Origin of the sequence: Actinomadura sp. RB99 (assembly GCF_014706005.1) — a bacterium.
GTDB lineage: Bacteria > Actinomycetota > Actinomycetes > Streptosporangiales > Streptosporangiaceae > Spirillospora.
In genome coordinates, this window is record NZ_JABMCA010000065.1 from 1 (window position 1) to 12,381 (window position 12,381).

Annotated in this window: 9 protein-coding genes and 1 pseudogene; 3 read left to right on the forward strand and 7 right to left on the reverse strand. The window is 74.6% G+C overall.

From position 1 onward, the window contains the following. Both amrb99_RS38315 and amrb99_RS38320 read right to left on the reverse strand, forming a co-directional pair. Positions 1-891: pseudogene (locus amrb99_RS38315) on the reverse strand (FUSC family protein); the annotation flags it as partial. 77 nt (positions 892-968) lie between these two features. Further along, positions 969-1,430, reverse strand: a complete 462-nt coding sequence (locus tag amrb99_RS38320; protein WP_190865707.1) for a nuclear transport factor 2 family protein — start codon at positions 1,428-1,430, stop codon at positions 969-971. 188 nt (positions 1,431-1,618) lie between these two features. On the opposite strand from amrb99_RS38320, the gene amrb99_RS38325 reads away from it, so the two are divergent. Further along, the gene (locus amrb99_RS38325) at positions 1,619-2,464 is read left to right on the forward strand and encodes a siderophore-interacting protein (RefSeq protein WP_190865709.1); all 846 of its coding nucleotides are present in this window, start codon (positions 1,619-1,621) and stop codon (positions 2,462-2,464) included. A gap of 74 nt (positions 2,465-2,538) precedes the next feature. On the opposite strand, the gene amrb99_RS38330 is transcribed toward amrb99_RS38325, so the two are convergent. Both amrb99_RS38330 and amrb99_RS38335 read right to left on the reverse strand, forming a co-directional pair. Continuing rightward, positions 2,539-3,897: an AarF/UbiB family protein gene (locus amrb99_RS38330; protein WP_190865711.1), complete on the reverse strand. Its 1,359-nt coding sequence runs from the start codon at positions 3,895-3,897 to the stop codon at positions 2,539-2,541. 100 nt (positions 3,898-3,997) lie between these two features. Then, entirely contained in the window at positions 3,998-4,675 is a 678-nt protein-coding gene (locus amrb99_RS38335; RefSeq protein WP_190865713.1) for a QsdR family transcriptional regulator, read from the reverse strand. A 168-nt stretch (positions 4,676-4,843) separates the two neighbouring features. Here amrb99_RS38335 and amrb99_RS38340 point away from each other — a divergent pair, with 168 nt between their 5' ends. Together amrb99_RS38340 and cphA are read left to right on the forward strand one after the other, a co-directional pair. Continuing rightward, positions 4,844-5,677: a cyanophycinase gene (locus tag amrb99_RS38340; RefSeq protein WP_190865715.1), complete on the forward strand. Its 834-nt coding sequence runs from the start codon at positions 4,844-4,846 to the stop codon at positions 5,675-5,677. A 2-nt stretch (positions 5,678-5,679) separates the two neighbouring features. Next, on the forward strand, positions 5,680-8,337 hold the full coding sequence (gene cphA, locus amrb99_RS38345) for a cyanophycin synthetase (protein WP_190865717.1): 2,658 nt from the start codon (positions 5,680-5,682) through the stop codon (positions 8,335-8,337). On the opposite strand, the gene amrb99_RS38350 is transcribed toward cphA, so the two are convergent. The 3 genes from amrb99_RS38350 to amrb99_RS38360 form a co-directional block, all read right to left on the reverse strand. Further along, positions 8,338-9,228: a phosphatase PAP2 family protein gene (locus amrb99_RS38350; protein ID WP_190865719.1), complete on the reverse strand. Its 891-nt coding sequence runs from the start codon at positions 9,226-9,228 to the stop codon at positions 8,338-8,340. A 99-nt stretch (positions 9,229-9,327) separates the two neighbouring features. Next, entirely contained in the window at positions 9,328-11,553 is a 2,226-nt protein-coding gene (locus tag amrb99_RS38355) for an MMPL family transporter (protein ID WP_190865721.1), read from the reverse strand. A 161-nt stretch (positions 11,554-11,714) separates the two neighbouring features. After that, positions 11,715-12,308 carry a TetR family transcriptional regulator gene (locus tag amrb99_RS38360; RefSeq protein WP_190865723.1) on the reverse strand — a complete coding sequence of 198 codons (594 nt, stop codon included), beginning with the start codon at positions 12,306-12,308 and terminating at the stop codon, positions 11,715-11,717. Positions 12,309-12,381: the final 73 nt, after the last annotated feature.

The window sequence follows — 12,381 nt, forward strand, 5'->3', positions numbered from 1 at the left end:
GCGGTCGGCGGCGATGCCCGCGAGCTCGCCGTCCTCGCCGGGACGCGCGGGCGGGCTCGGGACGGGCCGGTCGCGCCGCAGGTCGGCGGCCCAGCCGGCGAGCCGGCCCGGATCGTCCGGGGTCCCGGCGACGACGGTCCCGGCGTGCACGAGGAGGCGTTCGAGCCGCCGCCGGTTCGCGGCCCTGGCCGGGGTGCGGGCGCCCGCGCGCAGCAGCGTGTGCCAGGCGGCGTTGATCGCGGCGGCGGTGTCGTGGCGGGCGCGCGCCGCGCCGTCCGGTTCCGCGCCGGCGAGGCGGGACGCGGCCTCCAGCGCGCGGGCGACCGCCGTCCGCTCGGGGCCGTCGGGCCGGACGAGTCCGGGCGCCATGGTGACCAGCCAGGCGACCGCGCCGCCCGCGAGGCCGAGGGCCAGGTGGAACGGGACGTCCGCGAGCCGCTCGCCCGGGACGAACAGGCAGCTCGCCGCGACGAAGGTGAGGATGAGGCCGCCGGGCGGCCCGGTGCGCGCCGCGTCGCAGAGCGTCTTGTGGGCGGCGGCGAGCGGCGCGGCGACCGCGACCCGGATCGCCGTGGAGTCGGTCGAGGCCGCGGTGACGAGCGCGATCCCGACGCCGGCGAGCATGCCGAGGACCATCACCGCCATGAAGCGGGCGCGGGAGGCGTACGGCTCGCCGTGCGAGTAGATCGCGCACAGCGATCCGGCGGAGGTGTAGAGCGCGAGGTCGAGCCGGCCCAGGGCCAGCAGGACCAGCGCGGGCACGCCGAACGCGACGGGCGCGCTCAGGGCGGCCTTGTGCCAGATGTCGGCCGCCTTCCCGACCTTGAGGACGCCGCGCAGCGGAAGCGGCCGGATCCGGACGGCCGGGGCGCCGATGCTCTTCTCGCTCACCCCTAAAGCTTAACAAGTAATTTACTCGTGAAATATATGGGAGGCGTGTGCTCCCCGCCACGTCCCCGCCGCCCCGGCTACTCCTTCAACCAGGGATAACGGGCCGTGTCGCCGCCCGCGTAGTCCGGATCCAGGTAGATGAACACCCGCTGGATCTTCCAGTCGCGGATCTCGAACACGTCGCACCACCGCCCGGCGCCCCACTCGGGCACGCCCGCCCGCCAAGGCCCGTCCCGGTGCTCGCCGTGGCTCGTGCCCTCCACCACCAGGGTGTCCCCGCCGGAGAACACCCAGTTGAACGTGGCGTAGTGGTGCTCGATGGACGCGATCGTCGCGCCGACGTCGCCGAACAGCCGCCCGATCGCCTCCTTGCCGGTCGCGAGGCCCCACTTCGGGAAGTAGACCTGCGCGTCGTCGGCGAACAGGTCCAGCAGCGGCGCGCCGTCGGACGTCACCCCGCCGTTGTCGAACCCCTTGAGATACTCCAGCGCGACCGACTTGCGCTGCTCGTCCGTCATCGTCTGCCTGCTGACCGCCAACCGCCTCACCCGTCCCGTGCGCAGAGGAAGCCGCCCCGCAGACCGTACCCCGGCGGGCGTCCGGCCGTCGGCCCCCGGCGTCCCGCCGGGCACGGGCGGCAGAACACGCCGGGTCCGGCGGAACAATCCTGACGCGTCAGAGGTTAGGGTTGCCTAATTACCACTGATCCATATCGGCGGAGGTCCGCATGGCGACGGAACCGGTACGCAAGGGGCGCAGGCTCAACCGGGGGACGGTGCTGCGCACCGAGCGCCTCACCCCGCACATGATCCGCGTGGTGCTCGGCGGCGAGGACCTCGCCGGGTTCGGCGCCGGAGCGTTCACCGACCACTACGTGAAGCTGCTGTTCCCCCAGCCGGGCGTGGAGTACCCCGAGCCGTTCGACATGGAGAGGGTCCGCGCCGAGATGCCGCGCGACCAGTGGCCGAGCGTCCGGACCTACACCGTCCGCGCCTGGGACCCCGAGGCCGTCGAGCTGACCATCGACTTCGTGCACCACGGCGACAAGGGCATCGCCGGGCCGTGGGCGGCGCGCGTCCGGCCGGGCGAGGAGATCTTCTTCAACGGCCCCGGCGGCGCCTACGCGCCCAGCCCCGACGCCGGCTGGCACCTCCTGGTCGGGGACGAGAGCGCGCTCCCCGCGATCGCCGCCTCGCTGGAGCGGATCCCCGACGGGGTGCCCGCCCGCGTGTTCGTCGAGGTCGCCGGGTCGGAGGAGGAGCAGGACCTCCGCGCCTCCGCCGGCACCGAGATCGTCTGGCTGCACCGCGACGGCGGCCAGGTCGGCGACCTGCTCGTCGAGGCCGTCCAGAAGCTCGACTTCCCCGACGGCGACGTGCACGCGTTCGTCCACGGCGAGGCCAACTTCGTCAAGGCGCTCCGCCGCCACCTGCGCGTCGACCGCGGCCTGCCGATGGAGCGGCTGTCGATCTCCGGGTACTGGCGCCGGGGCCGCGACGAGGACGGCTGGCAGTCGAGCAAGCGCGACTGGAACCGCCAGGTCGAGGAGGAAGAGGCCCGCGCCCTCTCCTGACGGCGGCCTCCGCCCGCCGGCGTCCCGCGGCGTCCGCCGCGCGTTCGGCCCGGCCGCGCGGCCGGGCTCGCGGGTCAGGCGGTGGCCTCGGTCTCGTCGTTGAGGTCGGGGCCGTCGTCGTCGGCGAAACCGGGGAGCCAGCGCTCGGCCTCGGCGCGGTAGTCGCCCTCCGCCTCCAGCTGGCAGAGCACACCGCCGCCGCCCGCCAGGGCGCGGCTCACCGCCAGGTACTGCGGCGGCAGCCGGAACTGGCGGGCGAGCGCGCCCGGCCGCATGTCGGAGGCGAGGCCGAGGCCGCGCGCCGTCTGCTCCCGCATCCATTCGCGGGTGTAGCGGAACCGGTCGACGGCGAACGGCGCGGCGTGCGGGGTGACGAGCGCGGCCACCTCCTCCGGGTCGACCTCCGCGTCCGGCGCGAGGAAGCCCTCCTCCCACAGCGCGTCCACGATCTCGTCGGGGTCGCCGAGCGTGCCGATGCGCAGCAGCCGGCCGATCGACCACTGCAGCTCGTCGGGGACGCGGGCGGCGCCGCCGAAGTCCATGACGCCGAGCCGGCCGTCGTCCAGCAGCCGGAAGTTGCCGGGGTGCGGGTCGATGTGGATCATCTCGCAGCGGGACGGGCCCGACAGCAGGAAGCGGAACAGCAGCAGGCCCGCGCGGTCGCGCTCCTCCCGGCTCCCCTCGGCGATGACCTTGGCCAGCGGCGTGCCGTCCAGCCACTCGGTGACCAGCACGTTCCCGGACTGCGCGACGACCGCCGGGACGACGAAGTCGGGATCGCCCGCGTAGGCGTCGTGGAAGGCGGTCTGGGCGCGGGCCTCGTCGACGTAGTCGAGCTCCTTCTGCAGCCGCCGCTTCAGGTCGGCGACGACCGGCTTGACCTCGACGCCCGGGAACAGCGGCGTGATCACGCGGCTCAGCCGGGAGATCTGGTTGAAGTCGCTCATCAGCGCGTCGGCGGCGCCCGGGTACTGGACCTTGACCGCGACGGTCCGCCCGTCGTGCCAGACGGCCTTGTGCACCTGGCCGATGGACGCGGCGGCGGCGGGCCGGTCGTCGAACTCGGCGAACCGGTCGCGCCAGTCGGCGCCGAGTCCTTCGGCGAGGACCTTGTGCGTGGTGGCGGCCGGCATCGGCGGCGCGGCCTCCTGCAGCCGGGTGAGGCTCGCGCGGAACGGCGCGGCGACCTCCTCGGGCAGCCCGGCCTCGAAGATCGACAGGAGCTGCCCGACCTTCATCGCGCCGCCCTTGAGCTCGCCGAGCACGGAGAACAGCTGCTCGGCGGTGCGCCGCTGGACCTCCAGCGCGACGGCCTCGGCGGGCCGGCCGATGGTCCGCTTGCCGAAACCGAGGGCGGTGCGCCCGGCGAAGCCGAGCGGGAGCGTCGCCAGTTTCGCGGTGCGCGTCACCGCGCGGCGGGGGATGTCAGTCACGGCCCGGCCGTCCCTCGTTCGACAGTGCGTCCAATGATCTCCAGCCTCTCATGGCGGGTTAATGCCACGAAATAGTCATTCCCGCTAAAAACCCCAGCGCTCAGACGGGCTCGGAGATTCCCTCGCCGTCGCGCGGCCGGTGCCCGTGAGCCGCCGCCTCGTGCCCGCAGGGCCGCAGCAGCAGCTCCACCACCTCGAGGGCCTGCTCGATCTCCGGCCGGTTCCCGCCCAGGTAGTGCGCGTACATGAACGAGTCGGCGATGCGGACGACGGCCTGGGCGAGCGTCCGGGTCGGCAGCGGCACCCGCAGCGCGCCGCGGTCGATCTCCCGCTGCAGCTCCCGGGTCAGCAGCTCGGTCGCGCGGTCCTCGATGGTGCCGGGCATCGTGGCGAGCCGGATGAACAGCCGGGGCTCGCGCTCGGTGAACGCCTTGAGCGGCGCGGCGTCCACCACCGCCCGCATGAACCGGTCCAGCACCGTGAGGATCCGCTCCGGGCCGGTGCCCCGCACGCCGCGCGCGGCCACCCGGTAGGTGCGCTCGGTCATCTCCGCCAGCACGGTGCCGAGCAGCTGCTCGCGGCTGCCGACCCAGCGGTAGAGGGTGGCGCGGCCGACGCCCAGCTCGGCGGCGAGCGCGGACATGTCGATCGGCTCTCCCCGCCGGTAGTGCGCGGACGCCGCGGCGAGCGCGGCCTCGGGCCCGGTCGGGCGGCGCGCCGGCGCCGGGACGGGCGACGGGCCGGGAGGCCCGCTCGGGGGAACAGAGCTGCCGCTCATCCGCCCAGCATGACACAGCGGGGACGATGCTCCGGCAGGTGCGCGAACGCGGTTCCGGGAGGCCCCTCCCCCGGCGCGCGGCCGCTGCCGCCGGCGGGCCGGAGAACCGTTCCGATGACAGCTCGCGAACGTGCGACTACCCGGAGTGATCAAGGGTAGTCGGTAGGTGTGAAAGAGAGAAGCGGGGACGCCGGACGCAAGGGCCGGCTGCTGATCATTGGCGGGGCGGAGAACCGGACCTGCGGGGCCGGGCCCCTGGAGACGTTCGTCGAGCTGGCCGGCGCGGAGGACGCGCGGATCGTGGTGGTGACGACCGCGACCGAGGTTCCCGAGGAGGTCGCCGAGGAGTACACCGCGGTGTTCGGGCGGCTCGGCGTGCCGTCGGTGCGGGAGCTGCGGCTGCTCGGCCGCGCCGCCGCCGACGACGCCGCGACGCTGCGCGCGCTGGACGCGGCGACCGGGGTGCTGTTCAGCGGCGGCGACCAGTCGCGGATCCGGACCCTGGTGGGGTCGCGGACCAACGAGCTGCTCAAGCGGCGGCTGAAGCAGGAGGGCCTCGTGATCGCGGGAACGAGCGCCGGCGCGACCGCGATGGGGCATTGGATGATCCTCGGCGGCCACGGCCATGAGGTCGCGGCCTCCAGTGTGAAGGTGGGTCCGGGCTTGGCGCTGTTGGACAACGTGCTGATCGACATGCATTTCAACGAGCGGGGGCGGCTGCCGAGGCTGCTCAGCGGCATAGCCCTGGACACCCGGCTGCTCGGCGTCGGGATCGACGAGGACACCGCGATCGTGGTCGGCGACGGGCAGTTCCAGGTGGTCGGCACGGGGGTCGTGACCGTTGTGGACGCGGGCCAGTCGACCGTCGCCTACGCCGCGTCCGACGACGAGCCGATGGCGATGTTCGACGTCTCCCTGCACCTGCTGCCCGCCGGCTGCTCGTTCCAGATGCACGACCGGCTGCCCGCGATCGGCACGATGCGCGGGCCCGGGGAGGAGTGACCGTGCGGCTCTTGCATGTGCGCCGCCTCGGCGGCCCGAACGTCTATCTGAACCGCCCGGTCGCCGTCGCGCGGCTGGACCTGCAGGACCTGACCGGGCACGAGACCACCGACCACCCGGGCTTCGCCGAGCGGCTGGTGGCGGCGCTGCCGGGGCTGCGCTCGCACCACTGCTCGGCCGGGCGGCCGGGCGGGCTGCTCGACGCGATGGACCGCGGCACCTATTTCGGCCACGTCACCGAGCACGTGACGCTGGAGCTGTCCGGGCTGATCGGCCGGGAGGCGTACTTCGGCCGGACGGTCCGCGCGGGCGGCCCCGGCGACTACGAGCTGATCCTCGAATGCCCCCGGGACGAGCCGGCCGAGACGGACCTGGTGGAGAGGCTGGTCGAGCTGGCGGTGCGGACGGTGACCGCGGCGCTGTCCGGGACGGTGCCGGACCCCGCCCCGGACCTCGCCCCGATCGCCGCCGACCACGAGGCGGGCAGGCTCGGGGTGAGCACCGCCGCGCTGGCGCGCGCCGCCCGCGAGCGGGGCGTGCCGGTCCGCCGCGTCGGCGGCCTGAACCTGCTGCGGCTCGGGTACGGGCGGTACCGCCGGCTGGCCTGGGCGGCGATGACGGACCGCACGTCCGCGATCGGGATGGAGGTCGCCGCGGACAAGCGGCTGGCGCACCGGATGCTGGCGGACGCTGGCGTCCCCGTGCCGGAGGGCCGGGTGGCGCAGTCGCCGGCCGAGGCGCTGGAGGCGCTGCGGGAGATCGGCGCGCCAGTGGTGGTCAAGCCGCTGTCGGGGCACCAGGGCGAGGGCGTCCACATCGAGCTGTCGGAGCCGCCGGAGGTGGTGGCGGCGTTCACGTCGGCGGCGGGCGGGGACGGCCGGGCCGATGCGCCCGGGGTGCTCGTCGAGTCCTACATCCCGGGCCGCGACTACCGGGTCCTGGTGGTCGGCGGACGGATCGCGGCGGCGGCCGAGCTGACCGCAGCGCGGATCACCGGCGACGGGACGTCCACGGTCGCGGAGCTGGTGGAGCGGGTCAACGCCGACCCCGCGCGCGGCGAGGGCCACGACCGTCCCCTCACCCGGCTGGCGCTGGGCGCGACGGAGCTGGCGCTGCTGGCGCGGCAGGGCCACGGCCCCGACTCGGTGCCCGGGGAGGGCGAGACGGTGCGGCTGCGCCGCAACGCGAACCTGTCCACCGGGGGGACGAGCCGGGACGTCACCGACGACGTGCACCCCGAGGTCGCCGCGATGTGCGTGCGCGCCGCCGCGACCGTGGGGATGGACGTGTGCGGCATCGACCTGCGGCTGCCCGACATCGGCTCGCCGCTGCCCGCCGAGCGCGGCGCCGCCGGGATCCTGGAGGTGAACGCCGCGCCCGGGCTGCGCATGCACCTGGCCCCGTACGAGGGCGAGCCCCGTGACGTGGCGGGCGACGTCATCGACCTGATGTACCCGCCGGGGACCCCGTCGCGGGTGCCGGTGGTGTCGGTGACCGGCACCAACGGCAAGACCACCACGGTCCGGATGATCGCGCACATGCTGGAGCTGCACGGCGTGCGCACCGGCATGACCAGCACCGAGGGCGTGTACGTGGGCGGCCGGCTGATCCACCGGTCGGACGCGTCCGGGCCGCGGTCGGCGGAGATGGTGCTCGGCGACCGGTCGGTGGAGGCCGCGGTGCTGGAGACGGCGCGCGGCGGGATCGTCCGGCGCGGCCTCGGCTACGACCGCGCCGACGTCGCCGTGGTCACCAACATCACCCGCGACCACCTCGGCATGGACGCCACCGAGTCGGTGGACGACCTGATCGACATCAAGGCGCTCGTCGCCGAGGAGATCCGCCGGGGCGGCCATCTGGTGCTGAACGCGGAGGACGGCCCGTCGGCGGGGCTCGCCGGGCGTCCCGCGGTGGCGCGCCGCGACCCGGAGGTGTGCTTCTTCGCGATGTCGGCGGACGCCCCGGTGCTGGTCCGGCACCTGGCGGGCGGCGGCGCCGGGTACTTCGTCGAGAACGGCCGGCTGACGGAGGCGCGCGGCGGCCGCCGCACGCCGGTGCTGCCGGTGGAGGAGGTCGCGGGCGCCTTCGGCGGCCGCGCCGGGCACGTCGTCGCGAACGCGCTGGCCGCGCTGGCCGCCGCCCGCGCGCTGGGCGTGCCCCTGGACGTCGCCGCGGAGGCGCTGCGCACCTTCGAGCCGCACACCCGCAATCCCGGGCGCGGCTGCGTGTACCAGGTCGGCGACAACCCGGTGCTGGTCGACTACGCGCACAACCCGGCGGCGGTCACCGCGATCGGCGAGTTCGCGCGGGCGCGCTGGGGCGGGGGCGGCGTCGCGGCGGTGACGCTGCCCGGCGACCGGTCCGACGAGCTCGTCGCCGAGACGGCCCGGTGCGTGGCCGGCGCGTTCGGGCGCGTCGTCGTCTACGAGGACGAGGACCTGCGCGGCCGCCGGTCCGGCGAGATGACGCGGCTGATCGTCCAGGGGCTGCGGGAGGGCCGCCCGGACGTGCTGCACCACCCGGCGGGCGACCTGAAGGGGGCGCTGACCTCGGCGCTGGACATGGCCGGGCCCGGCGAGCCGGTGCTGCTGCTGTACGAGAAGCTGCAGCCGGTCGTCGAGCTGCTCGAGACCCTCGGCGCCGAGCCCGCGGCGCCCTGACTAGGACGTCTCCGGTTCCGCGCGCGCCTCGCCTGCGGAGGGCGTCTCGCCAGGGACGCGCGTCTCGTCGGGAGCACGCTTCTCGCCGCGGGCGCGCGCCTTGCCGGGGGCGCGCGGCGGACCCGCGGCGGGCAGCGCCGCCGCGGGAGGCCGCAGCAGCAGGACGGCGACGGCCAGCAGCGCCAGCACGACGATCCCGTCCATCCAGTAGTGGTTGGCGGTGCTGACGACGACGGCGACGGTCGCGGCGAGATGCGCCAGCCACAGCCACCGCCAGCGCGTCCGGCACGTGACGATGAGCCCGATCGCGATGATCGCGGCCCAGCCGATGTGCAGCGACGGCATCGCCGCGTACTGGTTGGCCATGGTGTCGTGCTGCGGCGACCCGTACACCGAGGGGCCGAATCGGGCGGCGGTGTCGATCAGGCCGGTGGCGGGCAGCATCCGGGGCGGCGCCAGCGGGACGAGCAGGTGCAGCGCGAGCGCCCCGGCCGTCAGCGCGACCAGCACCCGGCGGATCCACCGGTAGTGCGCGGGCCGGCGCAGGTAGATCCAGAGCAGGAACAGCGCCATCGCGGGGAAGTGGACGTAGGCGTAGTAGCAGTTGGCCACGTGCACCAGGAACTGGCTGTGCAGCAGCCCGTGCTGGAGGTGCAGCTCGTTCGGCAGGTCGAGGGCCCGCTCCACGTCCCAGATCCGGCGGGCGTTGCCGAACGCCTCGCCCACCCGGTCGTTGGCCAGCAGCCGCCCGAGCTTGTAGACCGTGAACAGCACCCCGATGAGCAGCAGCTCGCGGACGGGCCTCGGCCGCCCGCCCGGCCGCGCCCCGCCCGGTCTGCGCAGCCGCGCGAACGACGAGACCGGCCGGGACGGCTGTTCGAGGAGGCTCATGGGAGGTCCTTTGGCGGGCGGGTCCGCCGCGCTCGGGTGAGCCGGCGGCTGCTGGGACGGCCCGGGCCGTCCCCCGCGAGGGACGGCCCGGGCCCTGGGTCAGGTCACGGCCGGGTCGAGCTCGCGCTCGCCCTCGCCGGGGCGCGGCGCGGGGTCGCCGCCGCCGTGCCCGTCGTGGAGCAGATGCCGAAGCCTCTCACCTTCGACGTCCACGTTGGGCAGGATGCGCGCGAGCCACCGCGGCAGCCACCACGCGGCCCGGCCGACGAGCGCCATCACCGCCGGGACGATCGTCATCCGGACGACGAAGGCGTCGAAGGCGACGCCGGCGGCGAGCGCGAAGCCCATCATCTTGATCATCGACTCGGAGGAGGAGAGGAACCCGGCGAACACCGCGATCATGATCACGGCGGCGGCGGTGACGACGCGGGCGCCGTGCCGGAAGCCGGTGACCACCGCCTCCCCCGGGGGCGCGCCGTGCACGTGCTCCTCGCGCATCCGGGTGACCAGGAAGACCTGGTAGTCCATGGCCAGCCCGAACACCACGCCGATCATGAAGATCGGCATCATGCTCATGATCGGGCCGGTCTCCTCGACGCCGAACAGCCCGGACAGCCAGCCCCACTGGAACACCGCGACGACGGCGCCGAAGGTGGCCGCGACCGTGAGCAGGAATCCGAGCGTGGCCTTCAGCGGGACCAGCAGCGACCGGAACACCAGCATCAGCAGGATGAACGCGAGCCCGACGACGAGCCCGAGGTAGGGCGCGAGGGCGCTGCTGAGCTTGGCCGACACGTCGATCATCATGGCGGTCCGGCCGGTGACCATGGCCTGCGCGCCGGTCTGCGCCTTCAGCCCGTCGCCCTTGCCGCGGATGGCCGAGACGAGGTCCTCGGTCTGCTGGCTGCTCGGCCCGCTCTTGGGAACGACGGTCAGGACGGCGGTGTCCCCCGCCGGGTTCGCCTGCGGCGGCGTCACGGCGGCGACGTCCGGCAGCGCCTTGATCTCGCCGGCGAACCGCTGCCCGGCCGCCTGCGCGTTCGCGCCGTCCACGACGACCATCAGCGGGCCGTTGAAGCCGGGCCCGAATCCCTTGTCGAGCAGGTCGTACGCCTTGCGCTGCGTGGTGGCGGACGAGGCGACCTCGTCGCCGGGCATGCCGAGCCGAAGATCCAGCGCCGGGACGGCGATCACGCCCATGCCGGCGATGGCCAGCAGGAGCACCGGCAGCGGGCGCCGGATGACGAACCGGGCCCACCGCTCGCCGAACGGCGGGCGGCCGCGGCGGGAGACGCCGCCGCGCAGGAACGGGATCCAGCCGCCGAGCACCTTGCGGCCGGCGAAGCCGAGCAGCGCGGGCAGCAGGCTCAGCGCGATCAGGACCGCGACGACCACGGCGAACGCGGCGGCGAGCCCCATCTCGGTGAGCATCGGGATGTCGACCACGGCGAGGCCGGCCAGCGCGATGACGACGGTCAGCCCGGCGAACACCACCGCCGACCCGGCGGTGCCGACGGCGCGTCCCGCGGCCTCCTCGCCGGTGCGGCCCTCGCGCAGTTCGTGCCGGTACCGGGAGACGATGAACAACGCGTAGTCGATCGCGACGGCGAGGCCGAGCATCAGCGCGAGCGTCGAGGTCATCGAGCTCATCTCGAACAGCCCGGTCGCCGCGGTGATCCCGGCCATCGCGATGCCGACGCCGAGGATGGCGTTCAGCAGCGGCAGCCCGGCGGCGATCAGCGACCCGAACGTGATGATCAGCACGACCGCGGCGACCGCGACGCCGATCACCTCGGTGGCGCTCTGCTCCGGCATCGCCTCGGTCGCGTCGCCGCCCATCTCCACCTGGAGCCCGGCGTCCCGGCCGGGCTGGGCGGCGGCGGTCAGCGCGTCGCGCGCGGCGTCGGTGACGTCGATCGCCGGCACCTTGTAGGTGACCTGCGTATAGGCGATCCGGCCGTCCTGCGAGACGGCCTTCGCCTGGAAGGGGTCGACGACGGAGGCGACCTGCGGCGCCGCCTTCAACCGAGCGACGACCTTCTCGACGCCCGCCTTGCCGGCGGGGTCGGTCACGGTCCTCCCGTCGGGCGCGGCGAACACGACCCGGGCGGTGGCGCCGTCCGCCGACGCCTGCGGCATCCGGTCCTTGAGCAGGTCGATCGCCTGCTGGGACTCGGTCCCCGGGATCGAGAAGTCGTTGGAGGTGGGCCCCTTGAGCACGGCGGCGCCGACGCCGAAGAGCACGAGCAGCCCCACCCAGAGCAGCGTGACGAGCCGGCGGCGCCGGAACGAGAACCGGCCGAGCCGGTAGAGGAAGGTGGCCAAGAGAGCGTCCCATCGGTAACGGGGCGTGCGGACATGGCCCCACGGCGGCCGGCCGTCGGGCTGTCACTTCGGTCAGGGGGGTGGTGGGGGTGCGGCCGCCCTGCTGGGGGACCCGGCGCCGCTGGGCGGCGGCGCGGCGCCGGGGGTCGGGAGGCGCCCGGTCACGGGCCGGGCAGCCCGGCGCGCAGCTGCGCGAACGCCGAGTCGATCAGTTCGGGCAGGTCGGCGCCGCCGGGCCCGTCGACCCACAGGTCGACGGCGGTGCGCATGGCGACGCCCGCGGCGCCGGCCAGCAGGTGCGGGTACAGGTCGCGGCCGGCGTGGGTGCCGGTGCGCGCGGCGATGACCTCGGCGATCTGCCGCTGCATCTCGCCGAGCCCGCACAGCTGCTTGCCGACGAGCGCGGGGTTCCGCTTGACCACGCGCAGCAGCGCGATGGTCTCGTCGCGGGTGTCGGTCGGCAGCAGGGCCTCCCGGACGACCTCGCGCAGCGCGTCCCAGATCGGCTCGCCCGCCGGGCGGGCGCGCAGGGCGTCGATCACGGCCTGCGCCCCGTCGGTGAGCGGCGCGACGATCGCCTCTTCCTTGCCGGGGAAGTAGTTGTGGAACGTGCGGGGGGAGACCCCGGCCGCGTCTGCGATCGCCTCGATGGTGACGCCCTCGACGCCGCGCTCCACGGCGAGGAGCGCGGCGGCGCGGCTGAGCGCCCGGCGCGTCGCGACCTTCTTGCGCTCGCGCAGGCTCGTCTCGGTCATGCCCTCACGGTAAACCGAACTTGCGTGTCCGGCAAAATTTCAGGCACTGCCAGCTTGCGTGATGTGCATCTCA

Bases quoted from the DNA above. Each gene is read 5' to 3' on its own strand.
- amrb99_RS38325 (WP_190865709.1), top strand. From the start codon at position 1,619: ATGGCGACGGAACCGGTACGCAAGGGGCGCAGGCTCAACCGGGGGACG.
- amrb99_RS38335 (WP_190865713.1), bottom strand. From the start codon at position 4,675: ATGAGCGGCAGCTCTGTTCCCCCGAGCGGGCCTCCCGGCCCGTCGCCC.
- amrb99_RS38350 (WP_190865719.1), bottom strand. From the start codon at position 9,228: ATGAGCCTCCTCGAACAGCCGTCCCGGCCGGTCTCGTCGTTCGCGCGG.
- amrb99_RS38360 (WP_190865723.1), bottom strand. From the start codon at position 12,308: ATGACCGAGACGAGCCTGCGCGAGCGCAAGAAGGTCGCGACGCGCCGG.